The following is a 19,270-nucleotide window of genomic DNA, read 5'->3' as shown; positions in this document are numbered from 1 at the left end:
ATTATGTCTCCTCAACCTGTCATCTCTATTCACAACCTCGATCACTACTTTGGTCAAGGTCAACTCCGCAAACAAGTTTTATTTGACATTAGTTTAGAAATCAATGCGGGTGAGATTATCATCATGACCGGGCCTTCTGGTTCCGGCAAAACCACGCTGCTAACTTTAGTTGGTGGATTGCGATCTGCCCAATCGGGTAGTCTCAAGGTGTTAGGACAAGAACTGTGTGGTGCAAATCCGACAGCACTGGTACAAGCGCGACGGCACAATGGTTATATCTTTCAGGCGCACAACTTGCACGGTAGCTTAACGGCACTCCAGAACGTCAAGATGGGCTTAGAGTTGCACAGGGATATTTCTCCACACCAGATGCGCCAGCGCTCAGCCGAAATGCTAGAACAGGTAGGATTGGGAAATCGGATCAATTATTATCCCGCCGATCTATCGGGTGGGCAAAAGCAACGAGTAGCGATCGCCCGCGCCTTGGTAAGCCATCCCAAACTAATTCTTGCTGACGAACCGACTGCTGCTCTCGATAGCAAATCCGGTCGTGAAGTCGTTAGCCTGATGCAAACACTAGCAAAAGAACAAGGTTGCACCATTCTACTGGTGACTCATGACAACCGCATTTTGGATATTGCCGATCGCATTGTTCACATGGAAGATGGACACTTAATAAGTGATACTGCCAAGGTTGCAGCGGTCACTTAGGAACTGCTTTTAAATAGATGACTAGAGGCAATGTGCAACTTTTTAATTTGTAACAAAGCCATTAAACTGCAAAAGCTCCCAACCGCATGGCAGATTCTTATTGTGGGTCTTTTTGTTGTCGGCGTTGCTGGAGTAATCATCGGTGCATGAGAAAATAGATACCCGCGAGAGACTATCTACAGAGGTTGAGAAAAGTATTCAAAACTATTGGTATGAAGGGCGCTGTCCTCAAAGTGGTGAACTGCTGAGACTACCCCGCACCCCGGAAGCAGAAGCGATCGCTAGAGAGTTAATGCAGCATCTTGCCAATAATGACTTTTATTCCGATGAAGGCAAGATGTATGGAATCCTGTTGGTTGAACTGCCGAATGGCGAACAACAGATACTTAAAGCCTTCTCTGGTCTTCTCAATGGTAATAGTACAATCGAGGGCTGGGTGCCGCCAATTCCGGGACGAGACGAAGTTGCCCTACAAGAAGCCCGCACCTTAGCCCAACTGGAGGCGATTAAACAGGAACTGATTACCTTAAAGCAACTTCCAGAATGGCAGCAGTACGAAACCCTGTCTCGCCAGTTTGAACAGCAGTTGCAAGAAATGAGCGATCGCCATCGAGATTGCAAGCAGCAACGACACCAAAAACGTCAGCGACTCTGCGAAACGCTGACTGGAGAAGCTCTAACGATTGCCCTTGAAGAACTTGACGAAGAAAGTCGTCAGCATGGAATTGAGCGAAGAATACTCAAACGTCAGCAGAATGAAGTGTTACAGCCACTTAAAGCGAAGATTGACGCAACTCAAGCGCGGATGCGCGAACTCAAACAACAGCGTAAAGAACTATCCCGCCAATTGCAGACTCAGATGCACGCGGCGTATAGCCTGACAAATTTTTCAGGGCAATCTCTATCGTTGCAAGAATTGATGCCAGGAGGCTCTATGCCTACTGGAACCGGGGACTGTTGTGCCCCCAAGCTACTGCACTATGCGGCAACGCATGGGCTTAAACCGCTGGCAATGGCAGAGTTTTGGTGGGGGTCATCTTCTGCGGATCGAGACAAAATTCAGGGAGAATTTTATGGAGCCTGTGCAGAACGCTGTCAGCCATTAATGGGATTTCTGCTTTCGGGATTGGAAGCTAACCCCCCCTTCGATCCCCCCCTGCCCCCCCTAAAAAAGGGGGGGAGGGAAGAGGGCGTAAGAAGCCCCTCCCCTATTAGGGGAGGGGTGTGGGGAGAGGTTCCCATTGTTTATGAAGATGAATGGCTGATTGCGGTGAACAAACCCGCAGGGTTCCTATCAGTACCTGGTCGTTATCACCACACCTTTGATAGTGTCGTCAGTCGCTTGCGTCATCTGTTACCGGATGGCATGGCGATCGCATCTGTGCATCGTCTGGATCAAGAAACATCTGGTATTCTCTTGCTGGCACGCGATCGCCAAACCCATCGCCAGATGAGTCAGCAGTTTCAACAGCGGCAAGTTCGCAAGGTTTACGAAGCCTTACTTTCCGGTTCTGTGACAATTGAGCAAGGTGAGATCGCACTCCCTTTATGGGGAGATCCAGAAAATCGTCCTTATCAGAAAGTCGATGAACGCGGTAAACCTAGCTTGACTCGCTTCCAAGTTATTGCCAGGGAAGGCGATTGGACTCGCATAGAGTTTATCCCCCTAACCGGACGCACCCATCAGCTACGGGTTCACGCAGCCGATTCGCGAGGACTTGGGGTAACGATATTAGGCGATCGCCTTTACGGATGTCGTGCAACTGTCAGTCGGTTACATCTGCACGCTAGGGAACTTCGCTTTGTGCATCCGCAATCTGGACAACCTTTGCATTTACGAACCAAGACACCGTTTTGAAGAATTGCTCTGATGACGGTAACTGATTAAAAAGCGATCGGCACTTCAAAAAGACCCCCGCAAAACATTGATTCCAAAAGTGGACAAAACACCCCCAGAACCGATGGCAATCATTTTACCATCCGGACTAAAGGCAATGCTGGTTGTGTATATGCGACCAAGATTTTGGTCGTTAATAGAAGGCTCAAACAGTGTTTTAAGTAGAGTTCCAGTCCGCAAATTCCACAATTTGACTGAGTGATCCCAAGCAGCCGTAACCAGTTTCTGCCCATCAGGGCTAATTGAAATGGAAGCGGAACCTCCGGGTAATGTGTGGAGAAGCTGCTTTGTTCTTAGGTTCCATATCTTGATGGAATCTGCAACACTGACCAGAGTCTGCCCATCGGGAGCGATCGCAATGGAACTGATTGGGCTAGTCTGTCCTTCGAGAGTACCCAGCAGTTTTCCTGTCTTGATATCCCAGAGCTGAATGCTAGTGTCCTTACTGGTATTTTGATCCACATATTCTCCACCGCCAGTCGCAAGTATCTGACTGTTTGGGCTGAGGGCAATCGACCGAATCGGGGTTGATTGTGGATTGATAGTCTGTAGCCGTTTGCCTGTTTTCAGGTTCCACACCAACACTTTCTTGTCATTACTGGCACTGACTAAAGTTTGCCCATCGGCACTGATTTCAAGGTGATTGACTGGTTGTGAATGACCGTTCAAGGTGCGGAGAAGTTTATTCGTTTTCAGATTCCACACCTTAATCGTTTTGTCATTATCCTGTGCCTTACGGTCAACAGTCACCAAGGTTTGGGCATCGGGAGTAACCGCAACGACACCGGCGGCATATACTTTTTCATTCAGGGTCCGCAGCAACTTACCTGTTTTGAGGTTCCACAGCTTGATTGCCGTACCAGGGCTATGGCTGACCAGGATTTGACTATTCGTATTGAAGGTTAGAAAAGTAACATCGCTGTTATGCCCGCTTAAATTGTAGATTGGCTCAAAGTCTCTTTTGGAGTTAGAGGTTGTTGAACTGGGTTGGGTTGAGGATTGGGCTGTTGACGGGAGTTTAGCGATCGCGCCAGTGGCAATTGTTGCCATAACAGCCAGAGCGAGCGCGTTTTTCCAAGACAATTGCTTGAGATTTTTCATATAGATAGGTATATAGCTCAGGTAGGACAAAAACTTTATGACTCGCCGATACAATCCAATAAGACGGCAGTTGTATATGCAAATGTTGCCGTCATAACAGCTACAACAGCCCGACCTTAACAAAGCAATTTGCGATCGCACATCACCCAGTTGATTCACCCAACTGATTGATGCTTTTTTGAACTGGCAAGTCTTACGGCATGAACGCGCCTACGCTTACGTCCTACCTAACCTAGAATTTTTCAAGGGTTTCAGGAGTTTTGAATCGTCTTTCAAGGGGTTAAAAACCAAAGTTGATTTCTGACCCCCGGCTCTCTGAAATTGTCCAATTGGTGTCATTGTTCTGCTTAGAGTCACCCAGCACATCCATGACTTTTCCACTCAAAGCATCTTTAAAAAGCCGGGAAAATCCGCCAAAAATGGTGAAGCGGTCAATATACCAACATTGGTTGGTGCGGATCGTCCTCCGGTCTATTTCTTACTTTCGCAGGGACATCTGGCTGATCGTCACGCTCTTGCTTCTGATTGGGGCATCGGTGCTTTGTAACCTTCTCAACGCTTGGCCTATGGCGATTCTAGTCGATACGGTTCTCTCCCCAACCCCAAAACCTAACTGGATTCATCGGCTGTTTCTTGCCCCGTTTGGGGAAGGCAAGCTGAACCAAATTTTCGGAATGGCGTTCGTGGCAATGCTCATCAGAATCCTGAGCGATACCGTCATCATGCTCCGCAAGATGTTGAACTACCGCATCCAGTACAACGGAACCTTGCGGGTTCGCACCGAACTCTACGACAAAATGCAGGCGCTGAGTCTCGGCTGGCACGGTTCGCGATCGCAAGGCGATGCCATCTATCGGTTAAGCTACGATAGCCTCGGCCCTTGGGGAGTGATCGATACGCTGATCGGCTCTACCGCTGCATCGGTGACGCTGACGGCGATGATCTGGATTATGCTGTCGCGCCATGTCCTTCTCACCGTGTTTGCACTTTCGTTCACGCCGCTTCTAATACTGGCGAATTGGTACTTCGAGGGAAGGATTCGGCGTCGGGCGTTCGAGTCGAAGCAGACGGATGCAGTCATGACCTCAACCATGCAGCAAGCGATAGAGTTGATCGGACTCATCCAGTCTTTTGGTCGGGAAGCAACCGAGTCGCGGCGCTTCACGCGGGTGGTCGATCGCAGCGTCGCTGCCTCCATGCGGCTCCATTGGCAGGAAAACCTCTATCCGCTCGCGGTTCAGGTAGTCTTCGCTCTGGGAAGCGGGGTAATCTTCGGCTATGGCGGGTATCTGGTCTATCGCGACCAGTTTTTGCGCCAGGTGCCGAACGGCCTGACTCTCGGCGATCTGATCGTATTCTTGGCGTACCTCAATCAGTTCTGGGACCCAATCGGTTGGGTGTTGGGGTTCACGACCAAGATCCAGACATTCGTAGCTTCCTGCGATCGCGTGTTTACGGTCATTGACGAGCCACCCACCATCAAGGACGAGCCTGATGCGCGATCGTTTCCCGTCCATCCCCGCACCCTAACCCTTTCCAACGTGAGCTTTGAATACATCCCTGAGCGACCCGTGTTACGGGAGATCGATGCAACTATCGAACCGGGTCAGATGGTAGCGTTTTTGGGTCCAAGCGGGACGGGAAAAAGCACGTTGCTCAATCTCTTGCCGCGCTTCTACGACCCAACAAACGGGAGCGTTCAACTGGACGGTTTCGATATCCGCATCCTTAAGGTTGCCGATGTCCGCAAACACATGGCGCTGGTTACGCAAGGCAGCCCACTTTTCCCCGGAACGATCGCGGAGAATATTACCTATGGCTGCGAGGAAGCGACCTTACAAGAGATTCGGGAGGCGGCGGTGGAATCCGGGGCGGCTGAGTTCATCGAAGCCTTGCCGGAGCGGTACGATACGATGCTCAGCGAGGGCGGACAGAACCTTTCCGGCGGACAGCGGCAGCGTTTAGCGATCGCGCGGGCGCTAGCTACGAAGGCTCCGATACTCATCCTCGACGAACCCACGAGTTCGCTAGATTTGAAGCACGAGCAATGGGTGATAGAAACCCTCCAGCGTCTGCGTCGCAAAAGAACCATTGTCTTGGTGACGCACCGACTCGAAACTGCCGTAGACTGCGATCGCATTTTTGTAATGCAGGAGGGCGAGATCGTCGAGGAAGGCACTCATGACAAACTTCTATCCCAACAAGGACTCTACTTCCGAATGCTGGGCTACAAGCCATCCTCGACCTGACGACGCTAGAAAATTGAAACACTTTAAGCTCATTCCCCGCCTGAAGGTCGGAGGATCAGCGCTAAAGCAGTCAATTCCAAATACTTCACCTGAGATTTTGTTCGGATAATTATCGCACCCGGCAACATTCTGGAACACGATGGTAAGCGACAGTTTCAGATAGGCTATGAGTGTCTAGAAATGTCCCTCTAATCAAGACATTGGAGTTCGCATGGCAACTTATCTGGTTACGGGTGCTAATCGCGGAATTGGTTACGAATATTGCCGCCAACTGCAAGCGCGGGGCGATCGCGCGATCACTGTCTGTCGCAGTGCTTCTGAGGAATTGAAGCGGCTAGGGGTGCAGGTTGAGGAGGGAATTGATATTACCTCTGATGCTTCGGTTGCCGATTTACGCGATCGCCTGGGTGACACGACGATTGATGTTCTAATTAATAATGCCGGAATCATCAAGCGCGTGACGCTGGAAAACTTGGATTTTGAGAGCATTCGAGAGCAGTTTGAAGTGAATGCGCTGGGGCCTTTACGAGTGACTCACGCCCTATTGCCACTGCTTAAAGCAGGTTCCAAGATTGCGCTGATGACAAGTCGGATGGGTTCAATTGCAGATAATACCTCTGGCAGTTCTTATGGCTATCGGATGTCGAAGGTGGCGTTATCGATGGCTGGCAAATCGCTATCTCTCGACCTCAAACCGCGTGCGATCGCAGTGGCAATTCTGCATCCAGGGTTAGTTCAAAGTCGTATGACGAACTTTACTGGCATTACGCCGGAAGAGTCTGTAAAGGGGTTGTTGGCGCGGATTGATGAGTTGACGCTGGAGAATACAGGCACTTTTTGGCACGCCAATGGAGAAGTGCTGCCTTGGTAAGTAACCAATTACTAATTACCAGAAGCTTGCCAAATCGGAATTCCTGCTACCGTTGGAACAGCCAACATCTGACCATCTGGGCTAAATAATCCTGTACTAGCACCACTACTCACATCAAAACCACGAAGAGGCCATTCCTTGCGAATTTCGACATTAATAATACGTGAACCAGCTACCTGACCAGCAACCAGATAGGTTTTAGCATCAGGACTGAGTGATAACTGATCATCCGTTCTGTCTACCGAAGCCGAAACAGTATGCACAGTTGCACCCGTTTTCACGTCCCAAGTGCGGAGGTGAGCTTCATATATCGCGTCTTTTGACAGACTGGTTAACATTTGACCATCCGGGCTAAAGGCTATGCTCTGGGGAAGTAACTCATTTTTTTCTTTTAGGGTATGGAGGAGTTGACCTGTGTTAGGATTCCAAAGTTGAATCAAGCCTTGCCAGTGATAAGTTCCTCCCTTGAGGATAGATTGACTGGAACCGAGGCTGGCTAACACTTGGCTATCAGGGCTAAAACTCATCCTTCGTAAAGATTTGATATTACTCCTGAGTACAAAACGCTTTTCGCCGGTTGCTACATCCCATAGCTGAATCTGGGGATTTTCGGAACCAAAATATTTTCGGGCGCTACTGGCAATAGATTGTCCGTTTGGGCTAAATTCCAAGCTGGAAATAATGCTAGCCGGGAAATTTTCCCCAGAATCAATAGGCGAGCGAAACTCTGCGCTATTGGTAACAATTGGTTTTTTCCAGATCGCTTCTCCGGTTTTGCTATTCCACAGACCAACTGCTATTGATTTATCAATTTGCGAGTAGATGATGCTGGCAACAAACTGTCCATCAGCGCTGATGGCAACATCGCCAAAGGAAGTGGTATCGTCGGCTTTGATAGATGAGAATAATTCCCCTTTCCTTACATCCCACAACTGAATGGCTTTACCCTGTTCACCATTACAGACGAGTAGAAGTCCATTAGAGCTAAACTTGGCATAGTTTGCGACAGTGGGCAACTTGTGAACTAGCTTGGAGTTTTCCCAAGATGGTTTAGCTTGAGCTACGGAAGGGGTTGGTGCTTGAGCGAAGAAGCCAGCAGAATGTGCCACAGATGTCCCCACAAGTGTAGCGATCGCGAGGACTGTCACTGTTAAGGCAGTTGTTTTCTTCATACTCAAGGCAAAAGTAGTAGTGATTCACTACTAACTAATGACTCTAGATGAATAGTTCTGTTTCCCTTAGCTTGGCAACACTTCGCCCAATCTAGAGGCATGAATAGATGAGGCTTCGTTTGCGATCGCCTTCTTTTAGAATTGCTTGTAAGTTGGACGGTTTGCCTCGCTTCCTTTTGAACATGAGGCTGCGATCGCGTGTGGTCAAATTCGTGCGTGTCTTGCCAGTGCGGTAATTCCGATTGGTGCCTATGATTTACAAATTGCAGCGTTAGAGAAGCTTTCTGAAGGAATCGCTCTTGCAAATAATTTAACTCTGGTGACACATAATACAAGAGAGTATGGGCGGATTGAGGGGTTGCAGATTGAGGATTGGGAAATTGAGGCGTAAAGACAGTGCAATGTGCTTGTAGCTGCTTGAATTGAGGGTTGCGCGAACGTACAAAATCAACCTTCAAGAAACACTCTAAAGTCTTAATAGAGGTTTGATGTGCAGAGCTACTCCTTGCATTGATTCATGTATATTCTGGAATACTGTAGTTTCTTTAGTAAATTAGGCAGCTTTTTTAGCTGGATGAGGTGCTTCATTGCCGAATGCGAAAATATTGAACATAATATTATAGTAAGCCCCATAAAGACAAGGATAAAGTCGAGCCATATGTCTTCTTATACGCTTGATACTGGAAAAAAATATATTAAAGATATCTTCTCTGCTGATAGCTTTTACAATGTACCTGAGTATCAACGCCCATATGTTTGGGGTAAGTACCAGGTAGTTGCTTTACTTGATGATATCCGCAAAGCTATGGAGAGGGACAAAGATAAGGAGTATTTCTTGGGCTGCATGGTTTGGAATACTAAGCAATCTAAGGAGGGAGATTTCGTTTATATTTCTCAAGATATACTAGATGGTCAACAAAGATTTATAACCCTTTACCTCTTACAGGCAGTATTAAGAGACTTATCAAAAAGCAAGGAGTTACAAAACAAAATTCGGACTCGGATGAGGCAGGAAAGGGATGAGTTTGACGGCATTCCCGAAAGAAATAGAATAGAGTTTGAAATAAGGAAAGACAAAGAATTTTTAGAAGAATATGTACTCAAAAATAATGGAACAAAAGATTTCGATAGTCTTAGATCAATTTCTCAGGATAAGAACAATGATGTTTCTGTCAAAAATATGGCAGCGGCGATTTTAGAACTGCACGCTTGGTTTCAAGAGCTGTCTAATGAGGGATTGGAGGTAGAACAGTATTTAAAAGATTTTTATGCTTATCTTTGCACGAAAGTTTTGATTATATACTTGTCAACTCCTAACAACCTTGATGATGCATACAATTTATTCACAGTACTAAATAGCCGAGGCCTTCAACTACAGGCAAGTGATATTTTGAGAGCACAAAATTTAAGGCACATAAAAGACCAGGAAGACAGAAAAGAATTTGCTGAGAAATGGGAGAAATATGAAAGTGCTATTGATGAACCATATAACTCATTCGATGAATTTCTATGGGCTGTTGTTTTCATAACAATGAAGTATAGAAGCGATGACAACCAAAGCCTTAACAAAGCATTCGAGTTTATGTATAAAAGAAATATGCTAACTAGAGGGGAGGGTACTTTTGAGGTCATTGGTCGTTATGCTAAACATTTGCAAGCCATTACTAGCAATGATATTTGTTGTAAGGAGGCTGGAAACTTTTTTGTAAACCTTAACTATATACTGACAAAAACTTACGGAAACGCCTATATTGCTCCTTTGATGCATTACAGAGAGTGTTTTAAGGAGTTTAGAATATATGATTTCCTAATAAAGTTAGATAACCTTTGCTCAGTCTACTGGTTGACGGGTAAAGGTAATTTTCAGTCAAGAATTTTTATTATTTTAAGGAAAATGGAGGAAATATCGAAGCAAGATGGCGATTTAAAAGAATTAGCCTCACAGTTTCTTGATTCTCCTGTCCTAAAATATGAATATCAAGATGAAAAAGCTTCTACTGCTGTTAATATTGAATATTTTCTGGATTTTCTTGATAATGAAAAATGGGGTGAATATTCAGGGCAGAGAATTAGCAAAACTCGCTATTTGCTATTGAAAATTGATCTTTTAACTAGCAGCCTAAATTCTCAACTCTATTTCGATAGACTTACTTCATCAGTAGAGCATTTAATGCCTAGAAGCTTAAGTAAAGCATTATCTAATATTTCAGACCTTGATCATAAAAAATGGGTTCATAGGCTGGGAAATATAGTTCTTGTAGATAGAAAAAAGAATTCATCATTAAGTAACAAAGAATTTCATGACAAAAAAACTAAATATAAAGGATCTATAGAGAATAGAGCAAATACTAACTATATTTTTATGTCGTATAACGATTGGAATATAGAAACAATTCGAGATAATCATTATCGAGTCTTTGATTTGCTAAAGACATACTACTTAGGTAATTCTTTTGAGACAGTCAAGAATTTATTAAAAAATTAAACAGTACAAAAGTCTAGCTCAAAGCGATGCTCCGAAAGTGCTATTTCGACTTTCGTTTCGACTTGGGAAGCGTTCGGTGTGCCCCAAAGTATTTTTCACTGCGGTAGCGAAGCCACACCCGCAACTGCTGCGGAATCTGGTCTTTTTGTTCTTTCGTCAGCGTGTTGTAAAGGGCTAAAGCATGCTCTCGTTCTCCCCGACAAGCAGCATTATTGTGAGCATCCCAGTAGCTACGGGCAACCCGAATCCGCCGACAGACTTCCTTGATGAGTGCAACTCCCGTGAGGGGATTTTCCTGCTTTGACATAATTCAATTTTGCTGACTGGTGCGATCGTAGCTTATTGAAGAATCAGTAAAATAGCTCTAAACAGACACCTTATTGATGCCTTGGAGGCGATCGCAATGTCTTTGATCGTTGAAGTGAGTGAATCAGGCACCTTACAGCTACCTGCCGAAATTTTACAGGTAATTCAGCCCAATAGCCGCTTTGTAGTAGAGGTGGAAAGCGATCGCTTAATCCTGTCCCCCGTTCCCCCAGCGCAACCCTTTTGGGCAACCGCCACGCCTGAAGAACGGGCAGAACGATTAATGCAGTGGGTACAAAGCCATCAGAATGGTGTCAACCTACCTGATGAAGCGTTACATCGGGAAAACATCTACGACTAATGACCGACTATCTCCTCGATACCAATGTTTTACTTCGCATGAGCGATAGCACTTCACCAGTGAACTTACTAGCTGGTAGAGCAACAGCTACTCTTCTAAGGCAACGAGATCGCGTTTTCATCACCAGTCAGAACATTATTGAGTTCTGGGTTGTTGCAACTCGTCCAGCACAAGTGAATGGATTGGGATGGAGTGTCGAACAAACTCGTACTGAAATCGAGCTGATTCTAAATCAGTTCCCGCAGCTTGAGGAAACGCCACAAATATTCCCCCACTGGTTCAATCTGGTGACAAGCTACCAACTTCAGGGTAAGCGTGTACATGATGCCCGGTTGGTTGCCGTGATGTTGGCGCATGGTGTAACGCATTTACTGACGTTTAATCCAAATGATTTCCGGGGCATCAATGCAATTGTAGTTGTTCATCCCCAAGCGTTAGCGTAGCGGCGACGCAGTCGCATCGCGAACCCAGAGACGGAAGGCTAGATGCAAGGAAAATACTACTTCGACTTTCGTTTCGACTTGGGCGGCGTTCGGTGTGCGCCAAAGTATTTTTCACTGCGGTAGCGAAGCCACACCCGCAACTGCTGCGGAATCTGGTCTTTTTGTTCTTTGGTCAGCGTGTTGTAGAGGGCTAAAGCGCGATCGCGTTCTCCCCGACAAGCAGCATTATTGTGAGCATCCCAGTAGCTACGGGCAACCCGAATCCGCCGACAGACTTCCTTAACTAGCGCTTCTCCCGTAAGGGGATTTTCCTGCTTTGCCATACTTCAATCAGAACGCTCTACCCTAAATCCTAACCCGTAGCATTAAGGCGATCGCTCCTTCTTCGATTTAGTGTTTGGAAGGATTATGCGATCGCCTTTCTTTAAAATTACTTGTAAGTTGAGGAGATGCCCCAATTGAGTGCATCTTCAATAATTCTTCTGCTGCTCATCCACAAAACACCACAGCCATTGCTCTCCTAACTCTGCTGAGCTGATTACAGTGTGTCCGGTTTCCTCATAGTGACGACGAGCATGCTGATGTTCTGACGAGTCGCAACACAGCATCTTACCGCACGTCTGACAAATGCGAAGATGCACCCAACGACCATTGATCCGCATGCACTCTTCACAGCGAAACACCGGGTAGTTAGCTTTATGGATTAGGTTTTGCAGAGTCACTTCATCGAGGTGTTTGCAGGACATAGGGTTTCCTAATCAATGTATGAGTTGGAGTCGCTCATTGGATGCTTCCAATTCTAGACGCTAAACAAGCGATCGCTTGCTTTCTGCACCTCTTGAAGATATTGCTGTACGTTCAGTTGTCAAAGCTGAGTTGTTCTAGGGTGCGCTGCGGTGTAACCACCCAACTCGTCTACGGAGAACACCAATTATTTCACCCAATAGCATCAACAGCCGATAACTTAGCCTAAAAATAGAAAATTCCTACATCGTCTTCCGGTTTCTGAATTAGAAACCGGGAACTGAGAGCTGAAACAGCCGAATAAACTCGAAGTTAAGTCAATCTTTCTGATTTAGAGCCTAACGATAATGCGATCGCCACTTCTTCTAAGTCTAATAATCGGTGTAGCCAGTAGTGTTCTAAGCGTCTCTATTCCTAACTCCCCGTTCCTGGCGGCTGAAACCACTACTCCGAATCAAAGGCTACTCAATCAACCTCGACAAGTCTCACCACAAGTTGCGCTGACACTCGAACGGACAGCCTGTTTTGGCTTTTGCCCCATTTATAAACTCACTGTTTATGGCAATGGCAAGGTGGTTTACGAGGGCAAACGGTTTGTGAAAGTGACTGGCACCCGAACAACAACTATCAGTAAAACAGCAGCGAGAAAGCTCATTGCAGACTTTCAAAAGCTCAATTACTTCAAGCTTCAAGACAGCTATACAGGTGGACACACCGATGCACCTTCTGCTATTACCTCATTAACGATCGGCAAGAAACAAAAAACAGTACACCATTACCTTCCTTCACCTGATGCACCGACCCAACTAACAGAATTGGAAAATAAAATTGATACCGTCGTGAATTCTAAGCAGTGGATTGGAACAGATGCTGAACGCGCCCCACGGGGAACTAGGAAGTAATTGGATTGGCATCCCGCGCAACTTGCCGGAGGCATCCCGCGCAACCTGCCGGAGGCATCTCGCTCCTGCTCAATTGCTACAAAACTTTGCCCCGTAGATAGTCGCAATCAGGCAATTCAAGAATCCCTAAAATAGTCCTAAACAGACGGTGGCTGCGCTAGTATGATGCACAAGGAAGTTGCGTGTTAACTGAGGTAGAAGCCGAACGCAACAGAGCGATCGCAGCTAGAGTATAGGGCAGCACAACTGGCAGAGCGGCTAAGAGCTGCGGGTCTCGATCCAGATACGTGAAATTATCCCGCCAAGGGTTCGTTCATTTTGATTACCGAAGGTTTCCCGATGTCAAAATCCCCCTCGATTATCAATGCTGATAGGAGTCGCTCGGTTACTCCAGAACTTCTGAAAGGTTTGGAAGGTTTCCTTGCCTTTATCGATAACGGAACAGATATCGAGGCAGTTTTTGATATTGCTGCTGCCTTAGCCAACCATAAAGTTTCTGCTGCCGCGATTACCTATCTCAAGTCCCATCCTGAAATCGCTCAACTTTTTGAAGAACAATATATTGCACCGACTCCCAATTTAGAAGCGTTACTCAAGCTGCCTGAAGATTCGTTAGGCTTTGCCTATGCCTCTCATATGCGAGCAGCCAACCTCGATCCAGAGTTTTATCGCCAAGTCGAGCTTCAAGATGACACAAGCTATTTAGCACTGCGTATGCGACAAACTCATGATATTTGGCATACCGTGACAGGATTTGGCACCGATCCTGTTGGAGAGATTGGGCTGCAAGCATTTACGCTCGCGCAAAATCGCTCTCCGCTTGCAGTGATGTTGATTGCCGCAATCACCCTGAATACGATCAAGATGAACAGCGATTTAAACCCGCTTGTACGTCTCATTCAGCAGAGCTACGATTTGGGGGATCGGGCAAAACCCTTTCTAGGGCAGAAGTGGGAAGAGGCTTGGGAAAAACCACTAGCAGACTGGAGATCGGATTTAAATGTCACTCCTTTTCGCCATGTTTGAGCAGAGCTAGCGGTTGTTTAATCTGCCACGTTTGAGCCTGGGATTCCAGCAAAGACTGATGGTAATTTGTCCACGTAGAGTGATGCCCAACACTCAAAAAAGTCGTCCCTTTCGCGTGTAAATTTAGAGTACACGCGAATCAGTGGCTGCGGCTATCAAGCGATCGCGCTAGGTGAATCGCCACTGCTAATCCTTATCTTCTCCATCCTTCTCCTCTTGTCCATCCTTCTCCTCATCGTCATTTTGATCGGATGAGCCAGTGGTCTCTTGCCCCTCGTTATCGTCATCATCAGCCTGATTACCCTGGTTGGATTCTTTTTCCGATTCTTGTACAGGTTCGGAATTTTTAGCGGCTTCACCACAACCAATCAGAACGATATTCCCTGCGAACATCACAAGCAGACTCAAGCAAAAAGCACTAAAAGATTTATTCCACAGCGGTATCATTTGGGATTTAGATTCTCCATCAATACGATTCATATCTTTTTAAACTTTAGCGAACTGCACGGGATTTAAACCTTAGATTTGATATGTCTATGGTCATGGATTGGCTTATCTCCGGACTTGAGCTTGCCAGCTTCCATTGCATTGGCTATTTCAATCAGCAGGTATTTTTGCACAAATGGGATGCTTCCGCCGAGCGCTCTAAAATATCAGGTAGTCGATGGAAGTTCCAACAACTCCGGTTGTTCTTCGACAAGAGCTAGGGGTTGTTTAAGCTGCCAAGTCCTATCCTGGGAGAGTTCCAGCAATGACTGATGATAATTTGCCAACGTAGCACGATGTCCCACACTTAAGAAAGTAGTCCCTTTTGCCTGCAAATGTTGATACAACCGTTCCTCGTTATCCAAATCTAGGGCGCTAGTTGCTTCATCTAGGATGGCGTAGTTGGGTTTGTTCAGCAGCAACCGGGCGAAAGTTAGCCGTTGTTGTTCGCCCAAAGAGAGGACATCTGCCCAATCCTCCTGGGCATCAAAACCGCCAAATCTTTCCTCTAAACCTGCTAAATTAACCTGTTCCAGCACTTGCTTTAAGTGTTCGTCGTCAACCTCAAGATGCGTGTTGGGATACAGCAATTGATCGCGCAGAGTACCAAGCACCATGTAGGGACGTTGCGGCAAAAATAGGATCTCGTCGGATTCAGGACGAACAATTTTCCCTGTACCAGAATCCCACAAACCTGCGATCGCTCTCAGCAGCGAACTCTTACCACAACCACTTGGTCCCATCACCAAAAGTCCCTCTCCCGCAGGTAACTCTAGCGACAAATCTTCGACTAATGTGCGCTGATAGTTAGGCGTTTGCAGGCTGAGATGTTCGACTGCCAGCCGATCTGCTGATACCGTCTGAATCCTGGGTTGCTCATCGGATGCCCGATCTGCCTCTGCCTGTTCTAAAAACTGGGCAAAGGTATAAAGACGATTAATCCCAGCGCCAAAAGTGGTCAATTGCTGGAAGCGGGCAACGACAACATTGAGCGAGAAAAAGACGCGGACAAAAGCCCCCTGTGCCTCAGAAACTTTACCCACCTCCATTTCCCCGGCAAAAATCGCGGGTGCGACAACTAGGGCAGGCAGGACGAAGGGGATGAACTCATAAGCGTTGGTGAGAACATTTAAGTTTAATTCCCAAACCAGCAGGCGTTTGACGTTCTCAAACACATCGAGGAACCGATGCTTAACTTGGTTTGACTCCTGTTCTTCCCCTCGATAGAATGCGATCGCTTCCGCATTCTCCCGAATCCGCACCAAACCAAAGCGGAGATTCGCTTCTCTCTTCAATTGTTCAAAGTTGAGTCGGACAAGCGGCTTACCAAATACAAAAGTTGTTACTACTGTCCCAATTAGGGCATATAACACCAGAAACAACACCAGGGGTTTAGAAATGCCCCAAAGTACGCTGCTGAAGGCGATCGTTGACAACACAGACTGCACCAACACCAGTACAAAGGTGAGAGATTCCTGGGTAAAACTGCGAACATCTTCCGAAATCCGCTGATCTGGGTTATCGATTTCAGTGCCTGAGATATGCAGATTGTAATAGGCGCGATCGCGAAAGTAGTTATCCACAAACCGATGAGTCAGCCATTTCCGCCATTGCAAACTGAGGCGATCGCGCAGATAGGTATAGCCTGCGAGCAATGGTGCATAGATCACCAACACAGCGATGAAAATGATGACAGTTTCCCAGAAGCGTGGCTCATCACGGGCTGAGAGGGCTGAAATCAGCACTCCTCGCTTGTTGTTGAGAACTACACTCAATCCCGTATACGCCAGCAGTAACAGCACTACGCCCAGCAATAACCCTCTGGCTTGCCATTTTTCATCCCCTGACCAATAGGACTTAGCGATCGTCCAGAACTGCTGGACTACATTGAAATTCAATCGATCCATCGGCTTATTTTCCTTACTTTGTCTGTCAGGAGATAATGAATAAAGGCGAATCAGAGCGAAATCTGCTCAACGACTGGTGCGACTCATCTCTGGACAATTGTTAAATTATGCTACAAATTTTTAACACGGTGAGTATCCCAGAGTATGAGATTGAGATGATTGCAATGCCCTCTCAAGGGGCAGGCGGGCAAAACGTCAATAAGGTACCAAATTCTGAGCGCAGTTGCAGCCAATCAATACAAACTTCTGTCAAATCTTCAGGTATAAAAGTGCGGAGTGCGATGCCAATTGCAGAAGCTAACTATACAAAGGCGCGAATCATAAGTTATGAAGGGGCAAGTTTAGCGGAAAACTAGCTTATTTATAGTCAGCTTGATTTGTGAATAAAGAGCATTACCGCGATCGCAGAAAACACAACCACGTCAATACATTAATCAACAATCGTTACTTTGGTACCTAACTTCACCCAACCCTTCTCAATTAACTGCTGCAAAGTGTTTGAGTCCAGATGGATGCAGCCACCTGAGTTAGCTTGACCAATATTGTCAGGATCGGGTGTACCATGAAGTGCGATTGAAAACCAGTAAGGCGTTCCCTGAAATGTACTCATTTTGGGACCCGTGATGCTTGTCGTTGAAGTGAGTCCGATATAGCCATTTCCATAAGCTCTGTCTGGGCTACCGTTCCCATCAAAGTCAAGATGGTTCATGTTCTTGAATAGCTGAACTAATCCTTGCTGAGGGTTAACTAAGTTGCGATACTGAGTAACTTTGACAAAACGCTTAACGTTATTTTGGGAAATCTGGTTGTACTCAGACTTTTTGTAGAGAATCAAGTCTACGCTCATCTCGCCTGTGGGAGTAACAAAGTCATTCATGTTTTGTTTGTCTTTGAGTCCACCCTTACCAATGCCGATAGTTGCTTTGTAAATCGGAACGCTTTGGTTATTGAGTACCTCCAAGCGCTTGTCTACTCGATGAATGAGCAGCGAGTAACGTTCTTCTTGAATGCTGTTGAGTTTCTCAGCATTATTTACGGATGGTGGCAAGGATTGTGGCTTGGCTTCAATTACGTTTTTTGGAGTTGAAACGACAGCATCAGATGATGCACAAGCGCATAGGGCTATTGGTAGTGCAACTAAGAGCCAGTTTGAGATGAGACGAGATGTTGTAAACACAACTAACCTAACTGGGGCTTGCTCAACTATTTCTCATCATATAAGGCAGATCCTCTGAATTGTTCTTCTACGCAGGACACGAGAATAAGCGATAGAGGATGCTGCGTTGTTGGCTCAAGTGGTTCAATACATTGGCGTATCTGCAACTTTGTTTGGTTAAAAGCTGTCAGCCACGAACTGATAGTCCGAAAATACCAAGGCATTGGCTCCCACTCGTCCTCGCCAAAGCTCGTGAAGCACTCGGTTCGCCAGCCCTCCTTGTAGGCGGTGTCGCCACAGGCACTCCACGGGTGAACCGTCTGCACAACTAGGTGCCCATTAGGTACTAGAACTGTACCCAGCGCAGCCAGCAGCGGTACAATGGTTTCCCCTAACAGCGAGAAGTTACAGACTACGAGATCGTATAGTCCATCGAGTTGATTTGGGTCGTTGACGATCCGATCGTAAGAGAGGGTGCGAAACCTACCACCACCTGCTGCGTGAGCTTGTTGAACTAAAGCAGGACTCCCATCTACCCCAAAGGCTTGGATACCGCGTTCGTTTAATGCGCGTACCAGCCAACCTTCACCGCATCCAACATCTAGCACGCGGCGAGGTTGCAGCGCCACCAAAACCTCCACAATGGCGGCATCAGTCACAACGCGGCGACTAGATATTAGTTGCTCGCGGACTGCTTTTGTCCAAGCACGAGCATTCGCATTCCAACTTAAATGCAAGCGGTATTCCAAATCAGATTGGGACATAAAAGCCTCCAGTTGTGCAAATTATACGTGCAGCGATCGCCAATGGCATGAACAGTATGAAAGCACTCAAGCGTTGTCGAGGAAATACTTGCAGTACAAAGTGAACGTTTCTAGGCATAGTGAAAGAAAAACTCCGTGTTTGATATATTGCAGCTAGAGAGGGAGCTAGAGGCGAGGCTGCTACTTTATGCTGGAATCAGCACCAATAGAGCGAAACTGGGCAACAATTTCTGTGCAATGCTGCACTGTCTATAATCAAGCGAATCAATCATGCTGCAAATTTCTAACACCGTAAGTATTCCAGAGCATGAGATTGAGATGAGTGCGGTGCGATCGCAAGGGGCAGGGGGACAAAATGTAAATAAGGTGGCGACTGCCATTCACCTGCGCTTTGACATCATCGCTTCCTCACTACCTGAACGCTACAAAGAGCGGCTGTTGAAGCTTTCCGACCAACGCATCACTAAAGAAGGTGTCATTGTCATCAAAGCACAGGAACACCGTAGCCAAGAGCAAAATCGAGAAGAAGCATTGCAACGATTGCAAGACTTGATCAAGAGTGCGATCGCAGTCGTCAAACCACGCAAAAGGAGCAAACCAACTCGGAGTTCTCAAAGAAAGCGTCTGGATAGCAAAACTAAGCGAAGTCAGATTAAAACGATGCGTGGAAAGGTTACGGATGAATGAGA

The 19,270-nt window shown here is 46.6% G+C and carries 20 protein-coding genes and 2 pseudogenes; 13 read left to right on the top strand and 9 right to left on the bottom strand.

Annotation, left to right across the window (positions count from 1 at the left end):
* Window positions 1-3: 3 nt before the first annotated feature.
* Together NC994_RS14710 and NC994_RS14705 are read left to right on the top strand one after the other, a co-directional pair.
* The gene (locus NC994_RS14710; RefSeq protein ID WP_190433031.1) at window positions 4-711 is read left to right on the top strand and encodes a DevA family ABC transporter ATP-binding protein; all 708 of its coding nucleotides are present in this window, start codon (window positions 4-6) and stop codon (window positions 709-711) included.
* A 142-nt stretch (window positions 712-853) separates the two neighbouring features.
* Complete coding sequence (locus NC994_RS14705) at window positions 854-2,569, top strand: pseudouridine synthase (protein WP_190433029.1); 1,716 nt, start codon at window positions 854-856, stop codon at window positions 2,567-2,569.
* Window positions 2,570-2,614: 45 nt separating this feature from the next.
* Here NC994_RS14705 and NC994_RS14700 read toward each other — a convergent pair whose 3' ends face one another.
* Window positions 2,615-3,709, bottom strand: coding sequence for a WD40 repeat domain-containing protein (locus NC994_RS14700; RefSeq protein ID WP_190433027.1), 1,095 nt, complete (start codon window positions 3,707-3,709; stop codon window positions 2,615-2,617).
* 368 nt (window positions 3,710-4,077) lie between these two features.
* Between NC994_RS14700 and NC994_RS14695 the strand changes: the two genes are divergently transcribed.
* Complete coding sequence (locus tag NC994_RS14695; RefSeq protein WP_242032501.1) at window positions 4,078-5,958, top strand: ABC transporter ATP-binding protein; 1,881 nt, start codon at window positions 4,078-4,080, stop codon at window positions 5,956-5,958.
* 211 nt (window positions 5,959-6,169) lie between these two features.
* The gene (locus NC994_RS14690; RefSeq protein ID WP_190433026.1) at window positions 6,170-6,829 is read left to right on the top strand and encodes an SDR family oxidoreductase; all 660 of its coding nucleotides are present in this window, start codon (window positions 6,170-6,172) and stop codon (window positions 6,827-6,829) included.
* A gap of 11 nt (window positions 6,830-6,840) precedes the next feature.
* Here NC994_RS14690 and NC994_RS14685 read toward each other — a convergent pair whose 3' ends face one another.
* On the bottom strand, window positions 6,841-8,001 hold the full coding sequence (locus NC994_RS14685; RefSeq protein WP_190433024.1) for a hypothetical protein: 1,161 nt from the start codon (window positions 7,999-8,001) through the stop codon (window positions 6,841-6,843).
* A 151-nt stretch (window positions 8,002-8,152) separates the two neighbouring features.
* Here NC994_RS14685 and NC994_RS14680 point away from each other — a divergent pair.
* Window positions 8,153-8,392, top strand: a pseudogene (locus NC994_RS14680) (virulence-associated protein); the annotation flags it as partial.
* 267 nt (window positions 8,393-8,659) lie between these two features.
* Window positions 8,660-10,486: a DUF262 domain-containing protein gene (locus NC994_RS14675; protein WP_190429563.1), complete on the top strand. Its 1,827-nt coding sequence runs from the start codon at window positions 8,660-8,662 to the stop codon at window positions 10,484-10,486.
* A 40-nt stretch (window positions 10,487-10,526) separates the two neighbouring features.
* Here NC994_RS14675 and NC994_RS14670 read toward each other — a convergent pair whose 3' ends face one another.
* A complete protein-coding gene (locus NC994_RS14670) occupies window positions 10,527-10,793 on the bottom strand; it encodes a Precorrin-3B methylase (protein WP_190433020.1) in 267 nt (88 codons plus the stop codon).
* Window positions 10,794-10,889: 96 nt separating this feature from the next.
* On the opposite strand from NC994_RS14670, the gene NC994_RS14665 reads away from it, so the two are divergent.
* Both NC994_RS14665 and NC994_RS14660 read left to right on the top strand, forming a co-directional pair.
* Window positions 10,890-11,153, top strand: coding sequence for an AbrB/MazE/SpoVT family DNA-binding domain-containing protein (locus NC994_RS14665; RefSeq protein WP_190433019.1), 264 nt, complete (start codon window positions 10,890-10,892; stop codon window positions 11,151-11,153).
* Window positions 11,153-11,596: a type II toxin-antitoxin system VapC family toxin gene (locus NC994_RS14660; protein ID WP_190433016.1), complete on the top strand. Its 444-nt coding sequence runs from the start codon at window positions 11,153-11,155 to the stop codon at window positions 11,594-11,596. The genes NC994_RS14665 and NC994_RS14660 overlap by 1 nt, the downstream gene beginning before the upstream one ends.
* Window positions 11,597-11,652: 56 nt before the next feature.
* On the opposite strand, the gene NC994_RS14655 is transcribed toward NC994_RS14660, so the two are convergent.
* Entirely contained in the window at window positions 11,653-11,919 is a 267-nt protein-coding gene (locus tag NC994_RS14655; protein ID WP_190433014.1) for a Precorrin-3B methylase, read from the bottom strand.
* A gap of 147 nt (window positions 11,920-12,066) precedes the next feature.
* On the bottom strand, window positions 12,067-12,342 hold the full coding sequence (locus NC994_RS14650; protein ID WP_190433012.1) for a UBP-type zinc finger domain-containing protein: 276 nt from the start codon (window positions 12,340-12,342) through the stop codon (window positions 12,067-12,069).
* Between the two features lie 41 nt (window positions 12,343-12,383).
* Between NC994_RS14650 and NC994_RS14645 the strand changes: the two genes are divergently transcribed.
* From NC994_RS14645 to NC994_RS14635, 3 genes are all read left to right on the top strand, one after another.
* Complete coding sequence (locus NC994_RS14645; protein ID WP_190433010.1) at window positions 12,384-12,569, top strand: hypothetical protein; 186 nt, start codon at window positions 12,384-12,386, stop codon at window positions 12,567-12,569.
* 118 nt (window positions 12,570-12,687) lie between these two features.
* Window positions 12,688-13,242 carry a DUF6438 domain-containing protein gene (locus NC994_RS14640; protein WP_190433008.1) on the top strand — a complete coding sequence of 185 codons (555 nt, stop codon included), beginning with the start codon at window positions 12,688-12,690 and terminating at the stop codon, window positions 13,240-13,242.
* A gap of 339 nt (window positions 13,243-13,581) precedes the next feature.
* Window positions 13,582-14,268, top strand: a complete 687-nt coding sequence (locus NC994_RS14635) for a Coq4 family protein (RefSeq protein ID WP_190433006.1) — start codon at window positions 13,582-13,584, stop codon at window positions 14,266-14,268.
* Window positions 14,269-14,454: 186 nt separating this feature from the next.
* Here NC994_RS14635 and NC994_RS14630 read toward each other — a convergent pair whose 3' ends face one another.
* Window positions 14,455-14,748 (bottom strand): hypothetical protein, encoded by a 294-nt coding sequence (locus NC994_RS14630; protein ID WP_190433004.1) that lies wholly within the window; start codon window positions 14,746-14,748, stop codon window positions 14,455-14,457.
* A gap of 173 nt (window positions 14,749-14,921) precedes the next feature.
* Window positions 14,922-16,661, bottom strand: a complete 1,740-nt coding sequence (locus tag NC994_RS14625) for an ABC transporter ATP-binding protein/permease (RefSeq protein ID WP_190433002.1) — start codon at window positions 16,659-16,661, stop codon at window positions 14,922-14,924.
* 107 nt (window positions 16,662-16,768) lie between these two features.
* Between NC994_RS14625 and NC994_RS14620 the strand changes: the two are divergent.
* Window positions 16,769-16,876: pseudogene (locus NC994_RS14620) on the top strand (aminoacyl-tRNA hydrolase); the annotation flags it as partial.
* Window positions 16,877-17,091: 215 nt separating this feature from the next.
* Here the strand turns inward: NC994_RS14620 and NC994_RS14615 are convergent.
* The gene (locus NC994_RS14615) at window positions 17,092-17,709 is read right to left on the bottom strand and encodes a L,D-transpeptidase (RefSeq protein WP_190432998.1); all 618 of its coding nucleotides are present in this window, start codon (window positions 17,707-17,709) and stop codon (window positions 17,092-17,094) included.
* A gap of 155 nt (window positions 17,710-17,864) precedes the next feature.
* The gene (locus NC994_RS14610) at window positions 17,865-18,581 is read right to left on the bottom strand and encodes a class I SAM-dependent methyltransferase (protein ID WP_190432995.1); all 717 of its coding nucleotides are present in this window, start codon (window positions 18,579-18,581) and stop codon (window positions 17,865-17,867) included.
* Window positions 18,582-18,851: 270 nt separating this feature from the next.
* Here NC994_RS14610 and arfB point away from each other — a divergent pair, with 270 nt between their 5' ends.
* On the top strand, window positions 18,852-19,268 hold the full coding sequence (gene arfB, locus NC994_RS14605) for an alternative ribosome rescue aminoacyl-tRNA hydrolase ArfB (protein WP_190412468.1): 417 nt from the start codon (window positions 18,852-18,854) through the stop codon (window positions 19,266-19,268).
* Window positions 19,269-19,270: the final 2 nt, after the last annotated feature.

The sequence above is a fragment of the Trichocoleus sp. AS-A1 genome (assembly GCF_039962015.1).
GTDB lineage: Bacteria > Cyanobacteriota > Cyanobacteriia > Cyanobacteriales > FACHB-T130 > FACHB-T130.
The sequence above is the reverse complement of the archived record's forward strand: the minus strand, read 5'-3'. Positions and strand labels throughout refer to the sequence as shown.

Excerpts from the sequence above, each read along its gene's own strand:
- NC994_RS14630 (WP_190433004.1), bottom strand. The coding sequence starts at position 14,748 with ATGAATCGTATTGATGGAGAATCTAAATCCCAAATGATACCGCTGTGG.
- NC994_RS14685 (WP_190433024.1), bottom strand. The coding sequence starts at position 8,001 with ATGAAGAAAACAACTGCCTTAACAGTGACAGTCCTCGCGATCGCTACA.
- NC994_RS14675 (WP_190429563.1), top strand. The coding sequence starts at position 8,660 with ATGTCTTCTTATACGCTTGATACTGGAAAAAAATATATTAAAGATATC.
- NC994_RS14690 (WP_190433026.1), top strand. The coding sequence starts at position 6,170 with ATGGCAACTTATCTGGTTACGGGTGCTAATCGCGGAATTGGTTACGAA.
- NC994_RS14655 (WP_190433014.1), bottom strand. The coding sequence starts at position 11,919 with ATGGCAAAGCAGGAAAATCCCCTTACGGGAGAAGCGCTAGTTAAGGAA.
- NC994_RS14700 (WP_190433027.1), bottom strand. The coding sequence starts at position 3,709 with ATGAAAAATCTCAAGCAATTGTCTTGGAAAAACGCGCTCGCTCTGGCT.
- NC994_RS14710 (WP_190433031.1), top strand. The coding sequence starts at position 4 with ATGTCTCCTCAACCTGTCATCTCTATTCACAACCTCGATCACTACTTT.
- NC994_RS14635 (WP_190433006.1), top strand. The coding sequence starts at position 13,582 with ATGTCAAAATCCCCCTCGATTATCAATGCTGATAGGAGTCGCTCGGTT.
- NC994_RS14645 (WP_190433010.1), top strand. The coding sequence starts at position 12,384 with ATGCTTCCAATTCTAGACGCTAAACAAGCGATCGCTTGCTTTCTGCAC.
- NC994_RS14665 (WP_190433019.1), top strand. The coding sequence starts at position 10,890 with ATGTCTTTGATCGTTGAAGTGAGTGAATCAGGCACCTTACAGCTACCT.
- NC994_RS14640 (WP_190433008.1), top strand. The coding sequence starts at position 12,688 with ATGCGATCGCCACTTCTTCTAAGTCTAATAATCGGTGTAGCCAGTAGT.
- NC994_RS14650 (WP_190433012.1), bottom strand. The coding sequence starts at position 12,342 with ATGTCCTGCAAACACCTCGATGAAGTGACTCTGCAAAACCTAATCCAT.
- NC994_RS14610 (WP_190432995.1), bottom strand. The coding sequence starts at position 18,581 with ATGTCCCAATCTGATTTGGAATACCGCTTGCATTTAAGTTGGAATGCG.
- NC994_RS14660 (WP_190433016.1), top strand. The coding sequence starts at position 11,153 with ATGACCGACTATCTCCTCGATACCAATGTTTTACTTCGCATGAGCGAT.
- NC994_RS14625 (WP_190433002.1), bottom strand. The coding sequence starts at position 16,661 with ATGGATCGATTGAATTTCAATGTAGTCCAGCAGTTCTGGACGATCGCT.
- NC994_RS14670 (WP_190433020.1), bottom strand. The coding sequence starts at position 10,793 with ATGTCAAAGCAGGAAAATCCCCTCACGGGAGTTGCACTCATCAAGGAA.
- arfB (WP_190412468.1), top strand. The coding sequence starts at position 18,852 with ATGCTGCAAATTTCTAACACCGTAAGTATTCCAGAGCATGAGATTGAG.
- NC994_RS14695 (WP_242032501.1), top strand. The coding sequence starts at position 4,078 with ATGACTTTTCCACTCAAAGCATCTTTAAAAAGCCGGGAAAATCCGCCA.